Source organism: Pseudomonas sp. AC247 (assembly GCF_979258015.1).
In genome coordinates, this window is the sequence record NZ_OZ409829.1 from 2,570,126 (window position 1) to 2,596,247 (window position 26,122).

At 60.5% G+C, this 26,122-nt stretch carries 17 protein-coding genes; 1 reads left to right on the forward strand and 16 read right to left on the reverse strand.

Annotated features, from left to right (window positions below; all coding sequences use genetic code 11):
• Nucleotides 1–60 precede the first annotated feature (60 nt).
• Nucleotides 61–2,391, reverse strand: coding sequence for an ATP-dependent DNA helicase (locus ACZZ0B_RS11835; protein WP_463545270.1), 2,331 nt, complete (start codon nt 2,389–2,391; stop codon nt 61–63).
• Nucleotides 2,388–4,040 (reverse strand): VRR-NUC domain-containing protein, encoded by a 1,653-nt coding sequence (locus ACZZ0B_RS11840; RefSeq protein ID WP_463545271.1) that lies wholly within the window; start codon nt 4,038–4,040, stop codon nt 2,388–2,390. The genes ACZZ0B_RS11835 and ACZZ0B_RS11840 overlap by 4 nt, the downstream gene beginning before the upstream one ends.
• A 192-nt stretch (nt 4,041–4,232) precedes the next feature.
• On the opposite strand from ACZZ0B_RS11840, the gene ACZZ0B_RS11845 reads away from it, so the two are divergent.
• A complete protein-coding gene (locus ACZZ0B_RS11845; RefSeq protein ID WP_008084086.1) occupies nt 4,233–4,457 on the forward strand; it encodes a YgdI/YgdR family lipoprotein in 225 nt (74 codons plus the stop codon).
• 96 nt (nt 4,458–4,553) lie between these two features.
• Here the strand turns inward: ACZZ0B_RS11845 and ACZZ0B_RS11850 are convergent, their stop codons facing one another.
• The 14 genes from ACZZ0B_RS11850 to ACZZ0B_RS11915 form a co-directional block, all read right to left on the reverse strand.
• The gene (locus ACZZ0B_RS11850) at nt 4,554–4,928 is read right to left on the reverse strand and encodes a hypothetical protein (RefSeq protein WP_463545272.1); all 375 of its coding nucleotides are present in this window, start codon (nt 4,926–4,928) and stop codon (nt 4,554–4,556) included.
• A gap of 199 nt (nt 4,929–5,127) precedes the next feature.
• The gene (locus ACZZ0B_RS11855; protein ID WP_463545273.1) at nt 5,128–6,981 is read right to left on the reverse strand and encodes a polyurethane esterase; all 1,854 of its coding nucleotides are present in this window, start codon (nt 6,979–6,981) and stop codon (nt 5,128–5,130) included.
• Between the two features lie 210 nt (nt 6,982–7,191).
• Complete coding sequence (locus tag ACZZ0B_RS11860; protein WP_463545274.1) at nt 7,192–8,880, reverse strand: polyurethane esterase; 1,689 nt, start codon at nt 8,878–8,880, stop codon at nt 7,192–7,194.
• 70 nt (nt 8,881–8,950) lie between these two features.
• Nucleotides 8,951–12,028 carry an autotransporter domain-containing protein gene (locus ACZZ0B_RS11865; RefSeq protein ID WP_463545275.1) on the reverse strand — a complete coding sequence of 1,026 codons (3,078 nt, stop codon included), beginning with the start codon at nt 12,026–12,028 and terminating at the stop codon, nt 8,951–8,953.
• Nucleotides 12,029–12,238: 210 nt separating this feature from the next.
• Entirely contained in the window at nt 12,239–15,193 is a 2,955-nt protein-coding gene (gene eprS / locus ACZZ0B_RS11870; protein WP_463545276.1) for an autotransporter serine peptidase EprS, read from the reverse strand.
• Between the two features lie 364 nt (nt 15,194–15,557).
• The gene (locus ACZZ0B_RS11875; RefSeq protein ID WP_463545277.1) at nt 15,558–15,773 is read right to left on the reverse strand and encodes a hypothetical protein; all 216 of its coding nucleotides are present in this window, start codon (nt 15,771–15,773) and stop codon (nt 15,558–15,560) included.
• Nucleotides 15,774–15,970: 197 nt separating this feature from the next.
• Nucleotides 15,971–17,344, reverse strand: coding sequence for a TolC family outer membrane protein (locus tag ACZZ0B_RS11880; protein ID WP_463545278.1), 1,374 nt, complete (start codon nt 17,342–17,344; stop codon nt 15,971–15,973).
• A gap of 2 nt (nt 17,345–17,346) precedes the next feature.
• On the reverse strand, nt 17,347–18,696 hold the full coding sequence (locus ACZZ0B_RS11885) for an HlyD family type I secretion periplasmic adaptor subunit (RefSeq protein WP_008086513.1): 1,350 nt from the start codon (nt 18,694–18,696) through the stop codon (nt 17,347–17,349).
• Nucleotides 18,693–20,468, reverse strand: a complete 1,776-nt coding sequence (locus ACZZ0B_RS11890) for a type I secretion system permease/ATPase (protein ID WP_008086511.1) — start codon at nt 20,466–20,468, stop codon at nt 18,693–18,695. The genes ACZZ0B_RS11885 and ACZZ0B_RS11890 overlap by 4 nt, the downstream gene beginning before the upstream one ends.
• Nucleotides 20,469–20,678: 210 nt before the next feature.
• On the reverse strand, nt 20,679–21,101 hold the full coding sequence (locus tag ACZZ0B_RS11895) for an AprI/Inh family metalloprotease inhibitor (protein WP_463545279.1): 423 nt from the start codon (nt 21,099–21,101) through the stop codon (nt 20,679–20,681).
• Nucleotides 21,102–21,195: 94 nt separating this feature from the next.
• Nucleotides 21,196–22,662, reverse strand: a complete 1,467-nt coding sequence (locus ACZZ0B_RS11900; protein ID WP_008086507.1) for a serralysin family metalloprotease — start codon at nt 22,660–22,662, stop codon at nt 21,196–21,198.
• Between the two features lie 528 nt (nt 22,663–23,190).
• Nucleotides 23,191–24,276 (reverse strand): polyamine ABC transporter substrate-binding protein, encoded by a 1,086-nt coding sequence (locus ACZZ0B_RS11905; protein ID WP_463545280.1) that lies wholly within the window; start codon nt 24,274–24,276, stop codon nt 23,191–23,193.
• A 54-nt stretch (nt 24,277–24,330) separates the two neighbouring features.
• Entirely contained in the window at nt 24,331–24,675 is a 345-nt protein-coding gene (locus ACZZ0B_RS11910; protein WP_463545281.1) for a cupin domain-containing protein, read from the reverse strand.
• Nucleotides 24,676–24,705: 30 nt separating this feature from the next.
• The gene (locus tag ACZZ0B_RS11915; RefSeq protein ID WP_463545282.1) at nt 24,706–26,112 is read right to left on the reverse strand and encodes an NAD(P)/FAD-dependent oxidoreductase; all 1,407 of its coding nucleotides are present in this window, start codon (nt 26,110–26,112) and stop codon (nt 24,706–24,708) included.
• Nucleotides 26,113–26,122 lie beyond the last annotated feature (10 nt).

Here is a 26,122-nt window from a genome sequence, read left to right on the forward strand (position 1 = left end):
CGACTCACGGCACATTGGGTACTGACAGGAGTATGCGTCAAACCGTTGAATTGGAAAGCTCTACGTTGAACGTATCGACTGGCCGGATGCTGAAAGACTGCCTTCGGGCAAAGTCTGCTCAAAACCCGAACCCGCGTGTTCCAGCGACCACCACTTGGGCAACAACTGTTTGATCCGGCTCTCGGCAAAGCGGTCGTCGATCAGCATCACCACGCCGCGATCCTCGCGGGTTCGGATGACCCGCCCCGCCGCCTGCACGACTTTCTGCATGCCCGGATACAGGTAGGTGTAGTCATAACCGGCGCCGAAAATCGCCGCCATACGCCGTTTTAACTGTTCGTTGACCGGGTTGAGTTGCGCCAGGCCCAGGGTTGCGATGAAGGCACCGATCAGGCGCGAGCCCGGCAGATCGATGCCCTCGCCAAATGCGCCGCCGAGCACGGCAAAACCCACGCCCTGACTGTCAGCGGTGAATTGATCGAGAAAAGCCTGCCGCAACCCTTCGGCCATGCCCCGTGATTGCTGCCAAAGGGTGATGTGCGGATGACGCTCGGCCAGCAGTTGCGCCACTTGTTGCAGGTAATCGAAGCTGCTGAAGAACGCCAGATAGTTGCCCGGACGCTCGCTGAACTGTCGGGCGATGAGTTCGACAATGGGTTCGAGCGACGCCTGGCGATGATTGAAGCGCGTCGAGATGCGACTGACGATCTGCACCTGCAACTGCTCGGCGCTGAACGGCGATTCAACGTCGATCCACACGGTGTCGGCCGGCGTGCCCAGCAGATCGGCGTAGTAATGCTGCGGGCTCAGCGTTGCCGAAAACAGTACGCTGCTGCGCGCCGCTTTAAGGCGTGGGCCAATGAACGCGGCCGGGACCACGTTGCGCAGGCACAACTGCGACAGCGGACGCTTGCGGTCGAGGTCGCGCTTGCTGATGTCGAACAAATAGTGTTCGTCGAACAATTCGGCGACGCGGCCAAACTGCAGCAAATCGAAATAGAAGTTCTGCAATCCGCTGTCGAGACCTTGCGGGTGATCGTTGAGGTAATCGCCGATTGCCGCGCAACACAGTGAGATGGCTTGCAGGAGCTTTTCCGGTGCCTTGTCATACGCCTGATACGCCGCCAATTGCGGCGCATGCAACGCGTTCCACTCGCGATTGAGCCGTTGCAGGGAATTTTTCAGGGCTTCGGGTGCGGTTTTGCGTACGCTGCCCAGCGCGAACTGATCAAGACTGGCGCTGTACATCTGCCGACCGCGCTCGACCAGGTTGTGCGCTTCATCCGCCAGCACCGCGACTTTCCACTGGTTGAGCTGGGCCAGACCAAACAGCATCGCGCTGAAGTCGAAGTAGTAGTTGTAGTCGGCGATCACCACGTCAGCCCAACGGGCCATTTCCTGGCTCAGGTAGTACGGACACACGGAATGTTGCGCGGCGACCTCGCGCATGGCCGCTTGATCAAGCAGTTGCAGGCGACTGGCCGCCTCGCGGGCGGCGGGCAAACGATCGTAAAACCCTTGGGCCAACGGGCAGGATTCGCCATGACAGGCTTTGTCCGGGTGCTCGCAGGCCTTGTCCCGGGCGACCATCTCCAAGACCCGCAAGGGCAAGCTTGCCGACTGATCGAACAGCACCTGACTGGCGTCCAGCGCCAGTTTGCGCCCGGGTGTCTTGGCGGTCAGGAAGAACACTTTGTCCAGTTGCTGCGGCGCCAGGGCCTTGAGCATCGGAAACAGCGTGCCCAGGGTTTTGCCGATGCCCGTCGGTGCCTGCGCCATCAGGCAGCGACCGGTGCTGATCGCCTTGAACACCGATTCCGCCAGGTGCCGTTGGCCGGGACGAAAGTCGACGTGGGGAAATCGCAATTGCTGCGCAGCCAGATTCCGCGCCTCGCGGTGGGCCATTTCCTGTTCGGCCCAATGCAGGAACAGCGTGCATTGCTGCTCGAAGAAACCTTGCAGATCCTCGGCGCTGAACGCTTCGACCAGGCAGGTTTCCTTCTCGCTGACGATGTCGAAATACACCAGCGCCAGATTGATCTGCTCAAGTTCGAGCTTGCGGCACATCAGCCAGCCGTAGATTTTCGCTTGCGCCCAATGCAATTGACGGTGGTTGGCCGGTTGTTTGCTCAGGTCGCCGCGATAGGTTTTGACTTCCTCGAGGCAGTTCTGCGCCGGGTCGTAGCCGTCCGCCCTGCCCTTGACTTGCAACTGACGGAACGTGCCTTCAAGCGCCACTTCGCTTTGATAGCTGTCGCTGCGCCGCGAGGCGACCGTGCGATGGCCGGCAATGCCTTCCAGCGCCGTGGGTGATGGCGTGAAACGCAGGTCGAGGTCGCCGGTCTTGGCGGTGAACTCACACAGCGCCCGCACGGCAATGTTGTAGCTCAAGCGCTCTGCTCCGCCCATTGCACGTAACACACGGCGACCGGCATCTGGTGCTCATGGCAGAACTCCAGCCAGCGCAATTGGTTGTCTTGCAGGCGATCGCCGGGGCCTTTGACCTCGATCATTCGGTAGGTTTTGTGTTGTGGCCAGAACTGGATCAGGTCGGGCATGCCCGCGCGGTTGGCCTTGATGTCGAGCAACAGCCGATTGAACCAATGCTTGAGGTGCTCGGCGGGCAGGCAGGCCAGCGCTTGCTCCAGCAGCGTTTCATTCAGTGCGCCCCAGAACACGAACGGCGATTGCACGCCCCACTTGGCAACAAAACGTTGGCGGATGGTCTCGGCATAGCGACCGTCGTCAAGTTCGCCGAGGCAGGCCTTGAACAGTTCGGCGCGACGCTGCTGGAAGTCTTCATTGAGCAGATCGACCGGGCCGCGCTGGAACGGGTGAAAAAACGCCCCCGGCAACGGCGCAAAAATCGCCGGCCAGCACAACAATCCGAACAAAGAGTTGATCAGGCTGTTTTCGACGTAATGCACCGGGCCATCGTCGTCGTGCAGATGGGCTTGCACGTAGTACTCCACCGACAGTGCTGGATCGATACGCGGCAAATGCAGATCCAGACGCTCGACCGGTTTTGCCCGCGCACGTTTGAGCGGCGGGCCACCGAGCTTGCGGCGCAAGCGCGGCACTATGCGTTGCAGACCTTGTTGTTCAGCGGTGCTTTCAGGTGCCTGCCCGGCGAGCGTGCCGAGATCCAGCGCCAGACTGTATTCGCCGCAACGCTCCAGCACCCGGATCATCCGCAGCCGGGCGCCCGGATAGGCGCAATCGCGGTAAATGTTCAGGGCCAGGGCAAATTCGCCGAGGCGTTCGCAGTATTGGCCAATCTGGAACAGCACCTTACCTTGCCGGCGTTGCAGCCATGGGTTGTCGAAGCGCAAGGCGCTAACCTGTTCGACGATGGTTTCCACCGGCTCACCGGCCTCGAAGCGCACTTGGCAGTTGTGCAGGAACAGGCAGGCGTCGACGTCTTCACGGCTGCGCAGGCCTCGGGAATCGGCGCAGAACTCGACTTTTTCGTAAGTGAAGATCCCCAGGTCAGCGAGGACGAACTCCGACCAGTCCTGATAGAGGTTGCCGAAGAACATCAGGCGCAAGCGGTCGCAGAGGTCCATGATGGTCAGGCTGAACAGGCGATCTTCAAGCGTAGGCGCCCAGTTGCGCAGGCTGCGCGCTTCGCTGAACTGCTCGGCGAGCAGCGGCAGCCAGGCATCCTTGCGCCCTTTCGGTGTGTCGATGGCCGCACCAAACGCATGCAGAATCTCGGCCTTGAGCAACACGTCAAACAGTTCGGCCATCGCCAGCGGTGCGTGCTCGTCAATCCAGCCCTGAACCAGCAAGGGTTGCGCGGCGTCGACGATGTCGCCGATTTCGCGGTAGTCGAGTTTGCTCGCGCGAAAGTGCACACCCTTGCGCATGACCATGCGCACCAGCAACCCCTGCGAGGCGCGGGGCAAGGCATTGAAGTCGCGGATAAACCCGTGCTCGGTTTCGCTCATCACATCGCCATAGCGAAGCTCAAGCCAATCAAGCACTTGGCGGAAGTTGTTGAGGTAATAGAACGGATCGTCGAGCGGGTTGGCAGTCACGGGAATTCAGGGCCATGGCGAGCGAGTACTGGTTATGCGTACAGATACCAGTTCTGCCCTGCCCGGTGCAAACGGAAAAGGATCAATGGCATTTTTTAACCGGCGTATCGAACTTTTCCCGATGGGACGGCACCAACCGCGTTAGAACACCGACAATGCTCGGTATCACAACATGAGGAGTCAGAGGTGGGTATGAAAATCAAGACGCTGGGCATTCCCTTGGCGGTAGCGGCCCTGCTGGTGTTGGGCGGTTGCTCGACGCAAACCGTGGTGACCCTGCAGAACGGCACCCAGTATTTGACCAAGGACATGCCGAAGACCAAAACCAAGGACGGCTTCTATGAGTTCGAAGATATTTCCGGCGCCAAAGTGAAAGTCCGCGCCGACGAAGTCGCCACCGTACGCAAAGAAGACTGACCCCACTTCTGTAGGAGCTGCCGAAGGCTGCGATCTGTTGATCTTGTTTTTAAAAATCAAGATCAACAGATCGCAGCCTGCGGCAGCTCCTGCAGGTTATTCGAAGGCGGGCATGCCTGGCAGGCTGTTGTCGCAGCGCATGTAGGTGCCGCCACGACGAGCTACTTCACCCTGTAGACGTTGGCAACGTTCAAAATCCTGTTGGGCCATGCGGTCGATGCTCAGGTTGCCGGTGGTTTGCGGCTGCTTGCCATCGCCCAGACGCAGGGTCACGAAGGGCTGTTCGGGCTGGATCTGAAAGCGGCTTTTCTCTTCAATCGGTTCAACCACTTCGGTTTTGGCTGGCGCCGGCAATTGTTCGGTGGTGATGCCATAACGGCTCAGAATCGAGCTTTGAGGCAGGTCGGCCCAGGCATTGGCTGACAACAGTGCCAGCCCCAGCGTACCGACATACCCCTTGAAACCTTTCACGTGTGAATCTCCTGTACTCAATGGCGGCTAGCTGTAGAACGTGTGTGCACGCGCTCGCTTTAGGCCGCATTTCCTGTTTTTGCAGGGGGTTTGAGTCAGTGTCTGGCTTATGAGTCACTTTTCAGATGGCGTTATCGTTCTTCGCGGGCAAGCCCTGCTCCTACAGTGTAGGAGCAAGGCTTGCCCGCGAAGAGGCCTATCAGGCGATGACGATGCCGTCGGCGCTCAGGCTGTTGAGCGAAACCCCGACCAGCGTCACTGAATCATTGCCGAACGTCAGCACCGTATCCTGCCCTACCGTCGAGGCATGGGCGCGGAAGTCGTCGGTCGGCAACACGCCCTGCACACCGAGGAACACCAGTTTGTCGTTGGACGTGAACCCGAGCACTCGATCCTGCCCGAACGCACCGTTGAACAGGAACGTGTCCGCCCCGCCCCCCGATTCCATCAGGTCATTGCCGGCGCCGCCAACAAACACGTCGTTGCCGCTGCCGCCAATCAGGTGATCGTTGCCGTCGAGGCCAAACAACCAGTCGCCGCCGGCGTGTGCCTTGAGCGTGTCGGCGCCGCTGCTGCCTTTGACGCTGGACTCGTAAGCGGTGAGGTTGTTGCCGACTTTCAAACCGCTCGCGGTCACGCTGTGGGTGACGTCATCCTTGAACAGGCCCCAGAGGAACCCCGGCTCCTTGGTGACGATGCTGCCGATGTCACGGGTGATGCTGATCCCGCCATTGGCATCGCGGATGTACAGATTGCCGGCGCCATCATTGGCAAAGTCAAACGTGTTGACCGACTTCTGCAAATCGAGGGTATTGCTGCCCTGCCCGCCCAGAATGATGTTGTAACCGCCGCCGTCGCGGAAGCTGTCGTTGCCGGCGCGGCCTTCGAGATAGTCATTGCCGCTGCCGCCCTGGATCAGGTCGTTGCCATCGCTGCCGATGATGAACGTGCTGCCCTTGTGCGGGTCGGCGTTGCGGTTGAGATCCTGCACCCAGGTGTTGGCGCGCGCCGGGTCGGACAGGTTGGCGACAATAATCGTCGAGTCGCGGCTGGTCAGGTCGTAGAACTTCGAGTCGATGACCCGGTTCATGCCGTCGCCATAAGCGGTCGGCAGGTGCGAAATCCACGTCGGAATATTCAGGATCGAGTACGGCAGCAGGTTCCACGCGGTTGAGGCGTAGTGGTCGTTGAAGCTGACGATGTTGTCGGTGGTCGAGGCGTGCGGTGCGTCGTGCACGCCGACCGAGGCGCCGGTGAAGGTCGAGCCGTCAAGCGCACGAAACACCGGGTCATTTTCGTAGCCGACATTGAGGACTTTGTCGGTGCTGCTTTGTGTGGGCGAGGCGTAGGCAATGTAGTTGGAGTCAGCGAAGAACCCGCCCCACTTGCCGCCACTCAAGTCCGCCATGCTGTTGACTGCCAATCCGCCGAGGCTGTGGCCGCTGATCAACACGTCTTTGCCGGTCAGACCGTTGGCCTTGGCAAACGCCATGACGTCATTGAGCAGGTTGCCGAATGCTTCACCGACGTAATTCTTCGCGTAATCCTTGGGACCAAACGCGGCGAGCAGATCGTTGATCACATCGCCAATCGAGTCGCCGATGAGGATTTCCCGCGGGCCGCTGGTGCCACGGAAGGCGATGCCTAATTCCGTGAGATGCCCCTGGGCGTCGTATTTGCCGAGGATTTCAACCTGAGCGCTGGTGTAGCCGGCCTTCTCGCCGAAGAAGGTTCCGCGGGCATCGGTCTTGCCGGCGTAGCCCAGTTGCGAGGCGGTGATCGGCGTCCAGCCAGCCGCTTTTACCGCATCGAGGGCGAGTTTTTCCGAGTCGGGATTCCATGGAATGCCGGGGATCACGCCTTGTGAATCGGTGCCGCCAATCAGCGCGGTGACCAGGGTGGCGGGCAGGCCGAGACCGAAACCGTTGTGCTGATAGCCAGCGGCAAAACCGTTGTCGAGGTTGTGATAGGAATACAGCGTGATCGCCATGGCATCGCTGAACAGCGCCTTGGAATCGGCTGTGCCGAAGTTCTTGTAGTCATACACACCCATTGCTATTGCCTCTCTCTTTGTTGGAATTGTGCAGAGATAGCTCACAGCCAGGGCGCCCCACGGGAACGCCCCGGAGCATTTAATCACCCCATACAAATCCCCCTTGTAGGCGCTGACGAGTGACACGAGGCTGCGATCTTTTGATTTTTTTGAATAACAGGATCAACAGATCGCAGCCTTCGGCAGCTCCTACAGGGGGGGATGTCGTCGTCAGGCGAAGACGAATGCCGAATCCGACAGGTTAGCCACGCCGACCCCGATCAGCGTCACGGCATAGTCGCCAATCTTCAGCACGGTATCGTTGCCCGACTGCGACGCGTGCTGCTTGTAGTCGTAGCCCTGCCCCGCACCTTCAACGCCCATGAACACCAGTTTGTCGCTGCCCTGATAGCCGTTGATGGCATCGAAACCGAACGCGCCGCTGAACAGGAACGTGTTGTTGCCACCTACCGCTGTCATCACGTCGTTGCCAGCGCCGCCGACGAAGGTCACATGGCCCTTGTCGCTGATCAGCTTGTCGTCGCCGCCCAGGCCGAACAGCCAGTCACCGTCGGCAGTCGCGTGCAGGGCATTGCCGTAGGCGTCGCCGTTGAGTGAGTGGTTGTACTGGGTCAGTTCGTTGCCGTTGGTCAGACCCTTGGCGGTGACGTTCCAGGTGATTTCCTTGCTGCCCCACCACGAACCCGCTTCTTTGCTCACCAGCGCGCCGATGTCGCGGGTCATGCTGATGCCGCCATAGGCGTCGCGCACATACAGGGTGCCGTCGCCGTCGTTGGCAAAGCTGAAGTTCTGCAACGGCTTCTGCAGTTCAAAGGTGTTGTGCCCTTGGCCGCCCAGCAGAATGTTGAAGCCGCCGTCATCGCGGAAACGGTCATCGCCGCCGCGTCCTTCCAGGAAGTCGTTGCCCGCCCCGCCCTTGAGCCAGTCGTTGCTGTCGGTACCGATGATGAAGGTGCTGCCGGTGTGCGGCTCGCCGCTGCGACCGAGGTCCTCGACCCAGGTTTTACCGCGCGAGGCCTCTTCCAGGTTGGAAACGATGATCGTCGAGTCCTTGCTGGTGAGGTTGTAGAACTTCGAATCGATCACCCGGTTCAGGCCATCGGCATAACCCAGCGAACTATGGGCCGACCAGCTCATGGGATTGATGATGCTGAACGGCACGAGGTTCTGCGCGGTGGAGGCGTAGTTTTCGTTGAAGTTGACGATGTTATCGGTGGTCGATTCGTGCGGCTTGTCGTGCTTGCCCATCGAGGCGGTGCTGAAGGTGGTGCCATCGAGCACGCGGAACACCGGATCGTTCTCGTAGCCGATGTTCAACACGTTGTTGCCGGTGCTGCTCTGGGTCGGCGAGGCGAACGCAACGTAGTTGGCGTCTTTGAAGAACCCGCCCCAGTTGCCCGCGCTCAGTTCGGCGACGCTGTTGACCCCGAGCCCGCCGAGGCTGTGGCCGCTGATCAGCACGTCTTTGCCGGCAATGCCGTTGGCTGTCGCAAATGCGGCGACTGCCTTGAGCAGGTTGTCGAAGGCGTTTTTCGCGTAATTGCTCGCGTAATCCGATGGGCCGATGGCCGCCAGCAGATTGTTTTTCAGGTCACCGAAGGTGTCGCTGTAGCCCAGACCGCCGGTGCCACGAAACGCGATCCCGATGCCGATCAACTTGCCTGCAGCGTCGTATTTGCCGAGCACTTCGGCCTCGGCGCTGGTGAAACCGTCCTTCTCGCCGAAGAACGTGCCTTGCGGCCCGACCTTGCCTTGATAACCCAGCGCGGTCGCAGCGACCGGTGCCCAGGCGGTTGCCGGCAATGGCTGGCCGGTGGGCGTGTAGGCATACAGCGTCAGTGCGATGGCGTCGCTGTACAACGCTTTGCCATCGGCATTCTTGTAATCGAACAATCCCATGTTGTGCTCTCTCTTCCTTTGAAAAAAACGGCAGTCCGTTACAGAACTGCCGGTATGCCTTGAGTGCTCTTTAGAACTGCCAATCCAGGGTCAGGCCCAGACCGTGGTCCTTCTCGTTCGAACCGATCAGTCCGTTGTAATCCAGGTTCACCCGCACATCGCGATTGAGCGCCAGACCCGCACGCACGCCGACCACCGCCGCATCGCGATCCATCGACACGCTCTGAACGGTGAACGCGCTGTTGCCATTGGCAAAGGCCAGATGGTTTTCAGCGTCAACACTGCTCAGGTTGTGCTGCCAGCCCAGGCTCGCGCCCAGTTCCAGCTGATGCTTGTCCGACAGGGCGAAACTGCGTTTGGCGCGCACACCCAAGGTCGACAGCAGCACATCGCGGTTGTCTTCACTGCCTTTGAGCGCGGCAGCATCACCCTTCTCGGTAAAGCTTTCGGTGTTGAGGTGAACGTAAGACAGATTGGCGAACGGTTCCAGGTTCATCGGTTGCAGGCCCAGATCATAAGCCGCTTCCGTGAACAATTGCGCCGTGGTCGCGTCGCGTTTGGTTTTCTGCTTGCCGCTGACGTCACCGAATTGCAGGTCACGTTTTGCATCGATGCGGTGCCAGCTGTAAGCGCCGCCAACGGTCAGGCGCAGCGCATCCATCTGATGCCCCAGGTACGCACCCAAGTGGTAGCTGTCGACCGACGCCGACGAATGCGTGCCGCTGCCCATGCTCAACGAGCTGTCGCTATAACCGGTAACGAAACCCAGCCGAGTATCTTCAGCAATCAAGCCATCGACACCGGCCAGCAGGCCACCGATGGAACTGGTGGAGTCCGCGTATTTATTGCCACCGTCGCTGGTGCCCCAAGAACCCAGCACCTTGACCCAGGCGTTGCTGCGGTCATCGCTCGGTGCATCGGCGTTGAACAGATCACGCTCGCGCAGACGCTCGCCCACGGCATCACGCAGGTAACGGCTGTCGTTGATCAGCAGCGTGCCGATGGCCGGGTGAATCTCGCCGGACAACTGCTGGAAGGCTTGTTGCGCCGAAGCCGCGTCAGGCGACAGCAGCAGGGTCTCGAACAACGCATTGCCGGCGCCCAGGCGTTCGGCCGCCGCACCCACCGCACGCTGGTTCGGCGTCAGGCCGACGCTGGCAAATGACGCACCGTTGCGCCCGACATCCAGTTGCACGCCGCTGGCCGAGTACGCCAGCGTGCCGCCGAGGAACGCGTAGTTCGGCAGCACCTGGCCGAATTGCCCCTCGATGCCACCCGCTGCCTGCAAGATGTTGAATTGCGTACCGAGCAGGCTTTTCACTTCAGTGGTGGTCAATAGCGTCGGGCTGTTTTCCAGCGACAGGCTGACCGTGGCGCCGTCGATCACAGCCTTGCCACCGGCGACAATCTTGTCGCTGGACATCGGCGAGACCTCGACCGCGTAGGTAGAGCCCGGCTCGAAAGTCACGTCACCGGCAACGTTCAGGGTGCCGATGGAATTGCCCGGTGCCACGGTACCGCCGTTTTTCACCGACAGTGCGCCGATGCGGCCGTTACCGCCAAGGATGCCGCTGTCATTGACGGTGACCGCCGACGCCAGCGAACCATTGATGGCCAGACGGCCCTGATTGACCAGGGTCGGGCCGCTGTAGGTGTTGTTACCGGTCATCACCAGGGTGCCGATGCCTTGCTTGGTCAGGCCGCCGTGACCGGAAATGTCGTTGCGCCAAGTGTCGAGGCCGCAGGTGATGTCGTTGCACACGCGCTCGGTGGGTTTGCCCTGATCAATGATCGCGCCGATGCCCGGCAGGTCTGCAACGAACTGGCCGGAGCCGTAAGCGCCCTGAATCCGGAACTCTTCAGGGATGTCCTGTTCGGTGACGAACATCGCCGGGCCATCAATCCCCTTGCGCAGGTTGATCATGCCCCAGCCGTACAACGCGTCGATGCCCGGCGCGCCGAGGTCGGTGGCGGTGGTACGCAAGACCGTCGCGACCTGATCACCGCTCATGTACGGGAAGCGCTCCATCAGCACGGCCATGGAACCGGCCACGTGCGGCGCGGCCATCGAGGTGCCGTTGTAGTTTTTGTAGCTGGTGGTCAGGTTGTCGGCGTTGGTGCCCTCGATGATCGAGCTGAAGATTTTCGTGCCCGGTGCCGACACGCAGAAACTCGCGGTGTAACCGCAGCGCGATGAGAACGTACTCATGATGTACGGGTTGGCGCTGGCCAGGTCCGGGTTCTGCTGCAATGCGGCGACGGTGATCCAGTTCGGCGCGATATCCGGGACGAAATAGCCGAGGCCGGCGATCGCGTCAGGGTTGTTGAGGTTGTAATCGTTGCCGGCGGCGAAGATCGTCACGATGCCGCTGCGTGCGGCGGCAATGGCGCCGTCATAGGCACCACCGGGTTTGGTGCCGAGCAAGGTGCGGATTTCATTGAACTGCAATTGCGCGTCGTTGACGGTGAAATGCGGGTACGCCGGGTCCTTGCCGCCGAGGTCGAAGCGGTCAGTGATGCCGATGCCCCAGCTGTTGTTGATGATCCGTGCGCCGCTGGCGATCAGGGCATCCCAACCGGCCTTGTACACCGCACCGTCGTTGCCGCGAACGATGCCGTCTTCCGGGCCCGGGTCACCGTTGTCGGCGCTGATGATCTGCGCACCGAACGCGACGCCGTGCATCGGCCCGCCGTCACGGCTGCCTGCGGCGATACCGCCGACGTGGGTGCCGTGGGCGCCGAGTTTGCCGTCGGAGCCGACCGAGGGCGAACCGTCATAGCGAAACGCGTCCCCGGCTTTCACCGGAATGTACGGATCGGTGTATTCGCGGATGCCGCTGGTGACCAGAGTGATGACCTTGTTGCTGCCGGAGAACTCCGGGTGTGCGGCGTAGACCGGTTGGTCGAAGATGCCGAGCTTCACGCCTTTGCCGGTGTAGCCGGCGGCGTAGGCGTAATCGGCACCGATGGCGCCCAGGCCCCAGTCGGCCTGGAATTCCTTGCTGCGCCAACTGGCCGGATCGCCATTGCGAGCGTTTTCCACGTACGGCGCGGCATGGGCTGTGCCGATCGCACACAGCACGGCGAGCGTGAGGCTTTTCAGGGCAAAACGGCCACCCGTTTGCGCGGGGGTATTGTTGTTATTCATCCAGCGACCTTCCTTAGTGATGTTGCGAAAAATCCGTGTATCTCGTGCGGTCAACGCACTGACCTGTGGCCAGGGGATTTATCCCCGATCGGCCGCGCAGCAGTCGCAAATCCAGACCACTCGGTGTGTCTGGAAGATGCCGGGGGCTGCTTCGCACCCCATCGGGGATAAATCCCCTCACCACAAGGAGCAGGTCAGCGATAAATCGGGTCAGAACTGCCAGTTCAAGCTCAAGCCAACGCCATGCAGCTTCTCGCGATTGGCCAGTTGTCCGTTGTAATCAAGGTTCACCCGAACATCGCGGCTCAGCGCCAGGCTCGCCTGCACGCCGACCAGCGCGGCGTCGCGCACCAGTGCCGAGCTCTCCACCGAATAAGGCGTGCCAGCGCTGGCAAAACGCAGGTGCTGCTCAGCGTCGATATCGCTCAGGCTGTGCTGCCAGCCGAGATGGCCGCTGACATCCAGCGACTGCGCCGCCGACAGATTGAACGTCTTGATCGCGCGCACCCCGAGGGTGCTCAGCACCGCATCGCGCTGATCGCCGGAGCTTTTCAGCGCGGCAGCGTCACTCTTCTCGGTGAAACCTTCCGTGTCGAGATGCACGTAGGCCAGGTTGGCGAACGGTTCCAGTGCCAGCGGTTGCAAGTGCAGCCGGTACGCCGCCTCGGCAAAGACTTGCGTGGTGGCCGCGTCCACTTTGGCTTTCTGTTTTGCACTGACCTCGCCGTATTGCAGATCGCGTTTGACGTCGGCGCGATGCCAGCTGTACGCCGCACCGGTGCTCAAGCGCCAGGCGCCGAGGTCATGGCCGGCGTAGGCGCCGAGGTGATAGCTGTCGACCTTGGCCGAGGAGTGCGTGCCCGAACCCATGCTCAACGAACTGTCGCTGTAGCCGGTGACCAGACCGATGCGCGTCTGCTCATCCAGCGCCCCGTCGACACCGGCCAACAGACCGCCAATCGAAGTGCTGTAACCCGCTGTGTCGTGGCCCGAATCGGTGCTGCCCCAGGCGCCGAGTGCCTTAACCCAGCCGTTGCCTTGCGCCGCACCGGCATCGTGCAAGCGCTCGCCCACGGCATCGCGTAATTGGCGGCTGTCGTTGATCAGCACCGAGCCGAGCGCTGGGTAAATTTCCCCGCTGAGTTGCTGGAAGGCTTGTTGCGCGGACGCCGCCGAAGGCGACAGCAACAGGCTTTCATACACCGAGTTGCCGGCGCCCAAACCCTCGACAGCCGCCGCGACCGAACGTTGATTCGGCGTCTGGCCGACGCTGGCGAAGGACGTTGCGTTGCGTTCGATGTTGAGTTGAATGCCGTTGGCGGCATAATCGAGGCTGCCACCGATGAACAGGTAACTCGGCAGCACCGCACCAAACTGGCCCTGAACGCCAGCGGCTGCCTGCAGGATGTCGTACTGATGACCGAGCAGGCTCTGCACTTCAACGGTGCTGAGCAATGTCGGGCTGTTTTCCAGCGACAGGCTGACCGTGGCGCCGCTGATCGAGGCTGCGCCGCCGGCGACGATGCGGTCGCTGCGAGTGGGCGACAGCTCCACGGCGTAGATCGAGCCTGGGGCAAACGTCACGTCACCGGCCACCGCCAACGTGCCGATGGAATTGCCTGGCGCCACGCGACCGCCGCTGTTGGCGGTCAGTGCACCGATGCGTCCGGAGCCGCCAAGGGTACCGCTGTCGTTGACGGTGACTGCCGAGGCCAGCGAACCGTTCACCGTGAGCAGGCCGCCATTGATGGTGGTCGGGCCGCGATAAGTGTTGTCGCCGCTGAGGACCAGGTGCCCTGCTCCCGATTTGATCAGGCTGCCCTGATACAGCCGCCCCGCCGCTGCAGCCTCGCGGGCCATGCCGACTGCGTAATCGGTTTGATCCTGCTGACTGGCGCCAGCCGCCACACCGTTCTGCCAGCCTTTGTCTTGCAGCGTCTGCTGCCAGGCACTGTGTTCGGCTAGGTCTTCGCGTTGACGCTGGATCAGTGCCTTGTCGGAGATGTCATTGCTCCAGACGTCGCTTTGCCCAGCGCCCAGATTGGCGTCGAACGCACCGAGCAATTGCCCCGGCCCGCGCATCGCCCGGCTCAGGTTGGCCACGCCCCAGCCGACCCGCTCGGTCGGTGCATCGGTCACCGAGCCATCGAGTTGCGTGGCGGTGGTCAGCAGGGTTTCCAGCGCCTGCTGATTGTTCATGTACGGGTAGCGCTCCATCACCAGCGCCAGTGCGCCGGTCGCGTGGGGCGCCGACATCGAGGTGCCGGACTTGATCGCGTAACCGCCACCGGGAATGGTGCTGTCGATTTTCGCGCCGGGCGTGGTGATGCACCAATACTTGGCGATGCCACATTGGTTGTACTTCTGCTGATTACTTTGATCGAGCCCCGACACGGCCAGCCAGTGGCCTTCAATCTCCGGCTGAAAGTACGGCAGCGCCGAACGCACGCTGGCATTCGGGTAGCCGCTGTTGCCGGCGCTGAACACATTGATCACGCCGCGCTGCGAGGACACCTCGGCCGCCGCGTCGAGCCAGGTGCCCCGATTCCAATGCTGCGCATAGGCGGCATGCAGATCGGCCAGGGTGCGATAACTGACATCCGGCGGCTGACTGCCCCAGCTGTTGTTGATTGCGCGCACGCCGGCATCCGCCAGGGCGTTGTACGCGGCTTTGAAGTAGCGCGGATCGGGATTGGGGCCGAACAGAAAGCTGTCATTTTTATTGGTGTTGCCGACGTAGATCTGCGCGTTGTAGGCCACGCCGTGCATACCGCTGCCGTCGCGCGACGCGCCCATGGTGCCAACGACGTGAGTGCCGTGGGAGTCGTTGTTGGGGTTGAGCGTGCCATCGACATTGAACAATGAGCCGTCGACGTAGCCGCCGTTGGCCAGTACCGGGTGATAGCGGTCGGTGGCGAACTCGGGATGGGCCGCATCGAAACCAGAGTCGAGAGCGCCGATTTTCACGCCTTTGCCGGTGATGCCAGCGGCATAGGCCCGATCGGCCTGCATCCGGCTCAGCCCCCAGTCACGCAGGAACTCGGCGCTGCGCCAACTGGCGGAATCGCCGGGTTTGCCGGTCTCCAGGTACTGCGCCTGAGCGTGGGTTGTCGAAATCACAAGCAGCAGGGTGCCGACCGAAATCGGCTTGATGCGTACGTCCATGTTCACCACTCATTGTTTTTATGTGTTTAGCGTTGCTTCACCAGGGAAAACACTGTCCCCCGTGGCGAGGGGATTTATCCCCGATGGGGTGCGAAGCGCCCCCCAGCGGTCTCCCGGAAATAACCGCACTGCATGAATGTGCGACTGCTGCGCAGCCGTTCGGGGATAAATCCCCTCGCCACAGGTCTGCGAAAAATATCAATTGGCGCGGGGCCCAAAGGTTTCGTGACCTGCGCCCGATTCTGTTCGCTGAGGGTGCCGACCGAAATCGGCTTGATGCGTAGGTCCATGTTCACCACTCATTGTTTTTATGTGTTTAGCGTTGCTTCACCAGGGAAAACACTGTCCCCCGTGGCGAGGGGATTTATCCCCGATGGGGCGCGAAGCGCCCCCCGGCGGTCTCCCGGAAATAACCGCGCCGCATGGATGTGCGACTGCTGCGCAGCCGAACGGGGATAAATCCCCTCGCCACAGGTCTGAGAAAAATATCAATTGGCGAGGGGGCCAAAGGTTTCGTGCCCTGCGCCAGAACCTGCTCGCTGAGGGTGCCGACCGAAATCGGCTTGATGCGTACGTCCATGTTCACCACTCATTGTTTTTATGTGTTTAGCGTTGCTTCACCAGGGAAACACTGTCCCCCGTGGCGAGGGGGTTTATCCCCGATGGGGTGCGAAGCGCCCCCGGCGGTCTCCCGGAAATAACCGCACTGCATGAATGTGCGACTGCTGCGCAGCCGTTCGGGGATAAATCCCCTCGCCACAGGTCTGCGCAAAACCATCAATTGACGCGGTGACCGGGGACGTGGCCAAAGGCTTCGTCGACCCGCGCCAGATCCTGTTCGCTCAAGGTGCCGGCGTAGTAATGCAATTTGGTCCAGGCCATCAAATAGTCGTACCGCGCCTGCGCCAGATCGCGCCGGGTGGTGAACAGTTGTTGCTCGGCGTTCAACGCATCGAGATTGGTCCGTTCACCGCCAAGAATGCTTTGCTTGGTCGATACCACCAACGCTTCGGCAGACGTCAGTGCCTTTTGATAAGCGCGCAATTTATTTACCCCCGACAGACACGCGCTGAACTGGCGACGCAGTTCAATCAAGGTCTCGCGGGTCTTGCCGTCGAGTTCGTACTCGGCCTGCTCCATGCTGCGGCTGGCTTGACGGGTCGACGCCGACACCCCGCCACCGGCGAACAGCGGCACGCTGACTTCGAGGCCAATCGTGTTGGTTTCGTAGCGCTGGTTGTAGGTGTTGCCGCTTTCCGATTCGTTCTGCCGCATCGAGGCATAGGCGTTGATTTTCGGCAGATGCCCGGCCCGATTGCGTTCCACTTCATACCGCGCCACTTCCACGGCCTGGCGCTGCGAGGCGAGATTGGGGTTATTGCTGATCGCCATCTCGTGCCAGGTGTCGAAGTTGGCGGGCTGTAAGGTAAACGTCTGGAAGTTCTGATCCAGCGGCACCAGATCGGTAATGTCTACGGCCGGGACGCCAACCAGTGCCCCCAGTTCGCGCAACGCGGCGTCTTGTTCATTACGCGCTTCGATCTCCTCGGCAGTCGCCAATTCATAGCGCGACTCCGCCTCAAGAATGTCGGTGCGGGTGCCCTCGCCCTGTTTGAACATGTGCTCGTTCTGCTGAAACTGCTGCTCGTAGGCCTTCTTCTTTGCCTGGGCGATGTCGATCTGATCCTGAGCAAACAAAGCCTTGGTGTAGTAGTCCAGCACGCGTACCAGCAACTCCTGGCTTTTGCCACGAAAGTTTTCGTCGGCGAACAGTGATTGCGCCACGCCCTTGCGATACGCCGCGTAGGCTTCGTAGTCGAGCAAAGGTTGTTGCAGGGTCAGCGCCGAGCCGTAGCTGCTGTAGTTGCGATCGTCGGTACGATTGCGCGCGCGTTCGTCCAGCGAAGTCGCTTTTGACGAGTTACGGCCCTTGTTGTAGGTGTAACCAAGCTTTGGCAACAACCCGGCGCGGCCAATGGCGCGATTCTCCAGACCGGCATCGCGCTCCTTGATCGCCCCGAGGAACACCGGGTCATTGCGCAGCGCCTGCTCGTAAATCTCGAACGGCCCCAGGGCCGCCACTGCTGAGTGACTCGCGAGCAGCATCATTGCCGCCGCGAGTATCGAAAGCTTTTTCATACAGCCGAACATCCTTATTCCTCGGTCAACGCGGAGCCTGCCCGGTCGAGCAGCGGTTTGAACAGATAGTTGAGGAGTGAACGTTCGCCGGTACGCACGAACATTTCTGCGGGCATGCCGGGCTTGATCACCAGACCGTTGAGTTTCTCCATGGCCTGATCGCTGACGCTGCTGCGCAACACGTAATACGGCACGCCGGTTTTCTCATCGACCATCTGGTCGGCGGAAATCAGGCTGACTTCGCCCGGTACACGCGGGGTTTTGCTCTGGTTGAACGCGGTAAACAGGATGTCCACGGGCAGATGCGTGCCGACCTTGTCGATCAGGTTGATCGGCAAATGCCCTTCCACTTCCAGCGTGGTGCCTTGCGGCACGATCTCCAGCAGGGTTTCGCCCTGACGCACGACGGCGCCTTCAGTGTGGACGCCGAGATTGACCGCAACACCGTCGGCAGTGGCCATGATCTCGCTGTGTTGCAGGTCGAAACCGGCAGAGGTCAATTGCTCGGACAGGGTTACGCTTTTCAGCTGGGCATCGGCCAGCTGCGTACGCACTTCCTTCTGGTATTCCTCGCCATGCTGTTGCAGCTTCAGGCGCGATTCGAGGATGCCCTGCTCCACGCGGCCGCTTTCACCGGTGTTCTCGGCCAGTTGTTGCTGCACTTGCGACAGTTGGCGCTGATATTCCATCAAGCGATTGCGCGGGATGTAGCCGTTGTCGGCCAGCGGTTGCAGGTTGCTCAGTTGTTGTTGCAGGGAGTCGGCCTGCGCATTCAGGTCGGTGCGCGCACGGCGCATGCCCGCCAGTTGCGCGGTGGCGCCCTCGATGCTGGCGCGCAAGGCTGCTTGTTCACGGTAGAACGCTTCGCGACGGCTGCTGAACAGTTGGCGCTGGCCTTCGAGCACGAGGGCCAGGCGCGGATCCGGATCGTTGCTCAGCTCAGGCGGAAAGGTCACCTGCTTGAGATTGTCACGTTCCGCCTGCCAGCGCGCCAGGCTCGCCCAGGCCATGCGGTATTGGGCTTGCAGCGATTGCACGTCGGCGGCGACTTGCGTCTGGTCGAGGCGGAACAGCGGCTGGCCCTGTTTCACGATCTCGCCTTCGCGCACCAGAATCCGGCTGACCACGCCGCTGCTCATCGATTGCACGGCTTTGCGTTTGCCCGAGACAACGACGGTGCCCTGCACCGGGATACCTTGATCGAGCGGCGCCAAAGCCGCCCAGGTGAAAAAACTGCCGGCGCCGACGATGGCCAGAATCCAGCCCATGCGCGCGAAGAACTTCGCATCGCGCTCCGGACGTTCGGTGAGGTAGGCGTGTTCCATGTTCGCTTCGTTTTCAGTGTTCATGCTGGCGCTGCTCATACACCCGAATTCCTTGTCGTGGGCTGATACTGCCGGCTCATGCTGAGCCCGCCCGGTGCTTGTGCAGGTTTTTCACGCTGTTGCTCTTGCTGGCCGGACAGTGCCTTGAGCACATCCTGGCTTGGGCCAAAGGCTTGCAGACGGCCGTCGTTGAGCACCAGCAGCTTGTCGGCCTGGGCCAGCACCGAGGAACGGTGCGTCACCAGCACCACGGTGGTGCCCTGGGCCTTGAGCGCGGCAATGGCGCTGGCCAGCGCGGCTTCGCCGACGGTGTCGAGGTTGGAGTTCGGTTCATCCAGCACCACCAGGCTTGGCGTGCCATACATGGCCCGGGCCAGGGCCACGCGCTGCTTCTGGCCCCCGGACAAGCCGCTGCCGTCTTCACCCAATTGCGTGTCGTAGCCTTGCGGCAGACGCAGGATCATCTCGTGCACGCCGGCCTGTTGCGCGGCCGCCACGACTTTCTGCGGATCGGCCTCGCTGAAACGGGCGATGTTCTCGGCAATGCTGCCGCTGAACAGCTCAATGTCTTGTGGCAGGTAGCCGATGTACGGGCCGAGCTGGTCACGGTTCCAGCGGTGAATGTCGGCGCCGTCCAGACGCACGATGCCGCCGAGGGTTGGCCAGACGCCGACCAGCACTCGGGCCAGGGTCGATTTGCCCGAACCGGACGCGCCGAGTACGCCGAGCACTTCACCGGCGCCGAGATTGAAATTGACCATGTGCAAGGTCGCTGCGCGCTGCCCCGGCGGGCCGGCGCTGACTTGTTCGAACGTGATCTGGCCTTTCGGCGCCGGCAGCGCCATGGCCTCGTCGCTCGGCGGGAAGGCTTGCAGCAGCGCATCCAGACGGCGATAAGCCAGCTTCGCCCCGCTCCACTGCTTCCACACCGCGATCAACTGATCGATCGGGCTCAGCACTCGCCCCATCAGAATGGAACCGGCGATCATCATGCCAGCGGTCATGTCGCCCTTGATCACCAACAACGCACCCAGGCCCAGCACCAGCGATTGCAGGCACAGTCGCAGGGTTTTACTCAGCGAGCTGATCACCGCGCCGGTGTCGCTGGCCTGATTCTGCAGCCCGAGAAAGCGCGAATGCACCTGAAACCAGCGCTTGCGCAGCGAACCGAGCATGCCCATCGCTTGAATGGTTTCGGCGTTGTGCAGGTGACTGGTGGCCAGTTGGCTGGATTTCTGCGAAAAACCGGCGGCATCGCCCAGCGGCTTTTTGGTCATGTATTCGTTGAGGCACGCCAGAGCGATCAACAGCAGTGCGCCGGCGGTGGCCAATACGCCCAGCCAGACGTTGAATAGATAGATGACGAACAGATAGACCGGGAACCACGGCGCATCGAAGAACGCGAACAGCGCAGGGCCGGTGACGAACTGGCGAATGTGCGTCAGATCGCCCAGCGATTGCCCGGCGTTGCCCTCGCCTTTGAACAGGTTGCGCTCGAACGCGGCCTGATAGACCCGCAGGTTGAAGCGCCGCTCCAACTGGCTGCCGATGCGGATTACGATAAAACTGCGAATCACCTCCAGCAGACCGATGAAGGCAAAGAATCCGACCACCATCAGCGACAGCATGACCAGCGTGGTTTCGTTCTGTGACGACAACACGCGGTCGTAAACCTGAAGCATATAGATGGAGGGCACCAGCATCAGCACGTTAATCAGTGCGGTAAAACAGCCAACGCTGATCAGGATGCTTTTATAGTCACCCAATGCCTTGAATAAGGGAGCGGTGGCTGGGGCCTTCGCCATCTTCATTGATTATTCCTGAAAGAGTTATCCCGCCCATCTTTGGCGGGACTTCAATTAATTATCGGCGCATCGCCGGGACTTGCTGTTCAAGTGGCCGCTTACACTTTCATAACAACTTCCGCTGTTTATTACGGTGCAGTTGTTGTCGAGCGCTTTGCTTATAACCACCTTGTGGCGCTTTATATTAAAAACCTGTCGCGAACACAGTCATCAGCGTTATGGCGTCGTGCGCTCGAGCGTAATCACCAGGCCCGACTTCAAAGTGGTCAGATAAAGCCCATCACGTTGTCGGCTGAAGAACTGGATTCTTGAACCTTCCTTGCCGGTGATCGACAGACCGTCAGGATCGGGAAACCAGCCGATCGGCACTTCTTCGAGCCACGCGCCTAGACAGTCGGCACCTTTGCCCAGCACCTTGTCGGCCTGCAACTCGACCAGGCAAGTATTCGAAGGTTTGTCCTGCAGTTTTTGCGCCTGAGGGTCCTCGCCGCGCGTGGACAACGTTGCTTGCCATCGTCCGGCCAATACGGAAGGTTCTTCGAGCCTGAGGCTGCTTGCCATGCTGGTTGCTCCTGAAATCATGATGAACGCCGCCGAAAGCCACGCCATTGCCTTGTAGGTAAAAGCTTTATTGATCATGGGAATATTTCGCTCCGGCGCGTAGCCTTGCCTACAGATTCAACCGATGCAAGTGAAGAAAGCGGCGCATGACGCGCCGCTTCCCACTGTTACATCACGCCACGATGTCGCTGGTCGCCGCCTGGCCCACGGTGCTGACAGCGAAGTCAGCCACGCCATGCCCGGAGAAGTCCACCGACAACAGGCTGTTGCCGCCCGACGAGGTCAGTACTGCATCGCCCGCAGCACCGGTGAAGGCGCTGACGAAGTGCAGGCCTGCACCCTTGGTGATGCCGGTCAGGTCGATTTTGTCCAGACCGCTGACGAAATCGAGGATCTGATCGATCGCACCCGGCTTGGAGTCGGAACTGGCCGCGAACACGAACGTGTCCGAACCTGCGCCGCCCCACAGCTTGTCGGCACCACCAGCGCCGTAGAGGATGTCGTTGCCGGCACCGCCCTTGAGCTCGTTCGACACGTTGTTGCCGATCAGCAGGTCGTTGCCCGAGCCGCCGATGGCGTTCTCGATGGTCACGCCCTTGGCGATCGAGACGTTACCCACCAGACCACCAACGTCGGAGAACGAGGCTTCGTTGAGGTTGATCTTCTGGTTCTGGGTGAAACCCGAAAAGTCGAAGGTGTCCTTGCCGCCCGCATCCCAGACCGAGAACACCAGCTTGTCGCTCGACGACGAGGCGCTGAGGAAATCGCGGCCGGCGTTGGAGTTGAAGCCGTAGGTGGTGTCACCGGTACGGGTGTTCATGTTGGCGCCGTAGAGCTTCTGGATAGCAGCGATATCGTCCATCAGCGGACCGGAGGAATAGGCTTCCACCCCGCCCTTGCTGAAGTTCTGGTTGGTATTGCTTTCGCTCCAGTAACTCATGACGCTGTAGCCGCGGGTGTCCTGGCCATAGGACGCGTCGTTGTAAGTCGGGTTGCCATTACCGGCGTTGTAGTCGCCAGGGTGAGCAAGGCCGAGGCTGTGACCGATCTCGTGAGTCAGGGTCTGACGACCGTAGTTGTTCAGATCCGGGTTTTTGTTTTGCGTGTAGCCACTGTTAATCAAGTACCACGAGGTACCGTCATAACCGTTGCCGGTGCCCGGCAGATAGGCAAACGCTGCTGCGCCATCCTGGCCGCCGCTGTAGTTGCCGAAGGTCATGTGGCCGTCGCCGCCCGAGGCTTTCTCGGTGAAGGTCACGTTGGCCACATCGGCCCAGGATTGCATGGCGAGCTTGGCCTGGGTCTGTTGTTGAGTACTGAACTGACTGAACCCGCTGATCCCGTGCTTGTTCATCGTGCTGGACGATGCCGAGGTCAGGAACGTGTAGGTGAGTTCGATCTTGCCGCTGCCATCCTTGTCCTGGTAGGCAGCGCCGTCGCGCAGCAACTGGGTTGCGGCCTGGTCGACGGAGAAGGAGGGTTTGCCATTGACCGTGAGGTTGCCGCCACGATCGTATTGATGGCTGAAGCTATCGATCTGGTTATACGCCGAGCTGGCTGCGGCCAGAGGTTGCGGCGCCGCGGACAGCTGGAAAGCCTGTTCGGCGGTATCAATAGCATTAGCTTTAACTTTCGACATAAACACACTTCCTTGTTTAGCAATGGAACAGTTTTTGTCCGATAGCGACAATCCCTGGCGAGATCGTCCTATCACTCGCCCAATGAAGGCATCAGAAACCTGACACAATTTGAAATCTGACGTCTAGCGTTTTTTTGAGATCAAATTGAACTGTTTGGTAAAACTGCCGTAAACAAAGCGTGTGGCGCCGAAAGATTGTTTGAAGTTGCTGACTTGCGTCTAATTGTCTGACGATTTTCTATTTAATTATTAAATATCGGTAAGTTGTTTTTTGTTAGATGCGTCTCACTTTTCCGCACTTCAACAGTGCAGTGCCAGTGTATTGATATCAACCCCTGCCCCCCCCCTTAAAAACGCAACCAAACTGTAGGAGCTGACGAGTGAAACGAGGCTGCGATCTTTTGATCTTGAAATTTTAAAATCAAAAGATCGCAGCCTCGTTTCACTCGTCGGCTCCTACAGGATTTCATGATTTCAGGGTCTCAGAATTTCAGGGTTTCAGGGTTTATAGGGATTACCGGGGAATGCTCAGCTGCCAGTGCGAATTTTGTTCCACACCCGCGTCCGGATGCGGTCAATATTCAGTGGCATCGCCTCCAGCGCAAACAATTTGCCCATCATTTCCGGGCTCGGGTACACCTTGGTGTCGTTCTTGATCGTCGGGTCTATCAGGCTGTCGGCCTGTTCATTGCCGTTAGCGTAATGCACGTAATTACTGATGCCGGCCATGACGTCCGGGCGCAGCAGGTAGTTCATGAACGCGTAACCGGCCTTCTCGTCCGGGGCGTCGACCGGCATGGCGACCATGTCGAACCAGATGGCGGCACCTTCCTTGGGAATGTTGTAACCGATGTCGACACCGTTCTTGGCTTCCTTGGCGCGGTTTTCCGCTTGCAGGATGTCGCCGGAGAAACCGACTGCCACGCAGATATCGCCGTTGGCCAGGTCGCTGGTGTATTTCGAGGAGTGGAAGTAGCTGACGTACGGCCGCACTTTCATCAGCAGCGCTTCGGCCTTCTTATAGTCCTCGGGATTTTTGCTGTGGTGCGGCAAGCCCAGATAGTTGAGCGCCGCCGGCAGCAATTCCGGGCCGTTGTCGAGGATCGCCACCCCGCACTTCTGCAGCTTTTCCATGTTCTCGGGCTTGAAGATCAAGTCCCAGGAATCCACCGGCGCGTCATCGCCCAGCACGGCTTTGACCTTGGCAATGTTGTAGCCGATGCCGGTGCTGCCCCACAGGTACGGGAAACCGTGTTCGTTGTTCGGATCATTGACCTGCAAGGCCTTGAGCAACACCGGGTTGAGGTTCTTCCAGTTCGGCAACTGGCTCTTGTCGAGCTTCTTCAGCGCCCCGCCCTGGATCTGCCGGGCCATGAAGTGGTTGGACGGGAACACCACGTCGTAACCGGATTTGCCGGTCATCAACTTGCCGTCGAGGGTTTCGTTGCTGTCGTAGACGTCATAGGTGACGCCGAAGCCGGTGTCCTTCTCGAAATTCTTGGTGGTGTCCGGTGCGATGTAATCGGACCAGTTGTAAACCTTGACCGTTTCCGCCGCTTGGGCGAAAGAAACGGCGAGCATCAGCGGTGCCAGAGCGAGGGTTTTGCGGATCATGGATCGATTCCTGTGTAGGTTTTTTTGTTGGCAGGCAATCAAAGGATCAAATAATCAGAAAATCAGCACGTAGGTCTTGCGCACGGTCTCCTGGATATCCCAGATACCGAGCGTGTTGGCTGGCAACATCAGTGCGTCGCCGCCTTGTATGTGCAGGGTTTCGCCACCGCCATCCGGGGTGAACGTGCAGCGCCCGGAGATGAAATGGCAGAATTCCTGCGCGGTGATCTGCCGACGCCAGCGCCCCGGGGTGCATTCCCAGACGCCGGTTTCGACGCCGTCGTCGCGCTCGACGCTGGTGGTCGAGGCGATCGCGATCGGCTCGCCGAGGGGCACGGCGACCGGGTTGGATTCATCAAGTTGCAGGGTTGCGGTGTTCTTGAACTGGGTAATGCTCATGGTCTTACCTGTCTTTTGAAGAGAACGGCGTTAGTGCATGAAACCTTCCATGAACCCCGCGACCTGGCTGGCGAGCTTGCGCCGCCATGGCGCCGTCGCCGGGTTGGCCAGGGTCTGGTCTTCATGGACAAAACTTTTGATGATCGCGTTGTAACCGAGCCAGCGACACGGCTCCGGCTCCCAGGCGCGCAGTGCATGAATGCCGCCGTCCGGCAGTACCCACGGTTGATGTACCAGTTCGGTATCGCGCTCAAGAATCAGATCGGCCAAGGTGCGACCGCCGAGGTTGCTGGCGCCGACGCCCTCCCCGCCATAACCGCCGGACAGCGCGATGCCATTGGCGCGATCGCAGAGCATGTGCGGCTTGAAATGGCGCGACATACCGAGGTTGCCGCCCCAGGCGTGGGTGATCTGCACGTTTTTCAGTTGCGGGAACAGTTCGCCGAACAGATAGCGCCGCAGTTCGACCTCATCGCGGGTCAGATCAAAGTTGTGGCGCAGCTTGCCGGCGAACTGATAACCGCCACGGGCGCCAAAGATCAGGCGGTTGTCGGCGCTACGCTGGCCATAAGTGACCTGACGGCTGAATTCGCTGAAGGCTTGGCCGCGATTGAGGCCAATTTCATCCCAGGTGGCGGCGGACAGCGGTTCGGTGGCGACGATCAGGCTTTGCACCGGCAACTGATAGCGACCCAGCGGCGGCAACGTCACCGAATAGCCTTCCACCGCCGGCACGATCCAGCGGCTGCGCACCCTGGCCTTGGCCGTGCGCAAGCTGCCGGATTGCCAGTGGGTGACCGGACTGTTCTCGTAGATCTTCACGCCCATGTTCTGCACGGTACGCGCCAGGCCGCGCACCAGTTTGGCCGGGTGAATGGTCGCCACGTGCGGCGCGAAGATGCCACCGTAGGGTTTGGCGATACGAATCTGCTGCGCAAGTTGCTCAGGGCTGAGCCAGCGGTAATCGTTGTCGGTCAGGCCCTGGCTGTGCAACTTGGCCAGGTATTCACGCAACGTCGCCTCTTGCTCCGGGTAGCGTGCTGCGCAGTAAAGCACCCCGCCCTTGCGATAATCGCAGTCGATCCCTTCGCGTTCGAGGACAACTTCTACTTCATCAGGAATGCTGTGCAGCAGGTCGAATGAAGCGCGGCGCTGTTGCGGCGACAGACCGGCCAGCAGTCGATCTTCACCGAGCAGATTGCCCATCAGCCAACCGCCATTACGACCGGACGCACCAAACCCGGCGGTTTGCGCCTCGACGATGGCGATGTCCAGGCCTGGCGCCAGCTTCTTCAGGTAGTAGGCCGTCCACAACCCGGTGTACCCGGCGCCGATAATTGCCACGTCGACATCCAGATCCCGCTCAAGCTCGGGCCGCGCGGTCAGCGGCTCGTCGAGTTGATCCATCCACAAACTGATAGTGCGCCACGCCGGCATGCAAGACTCC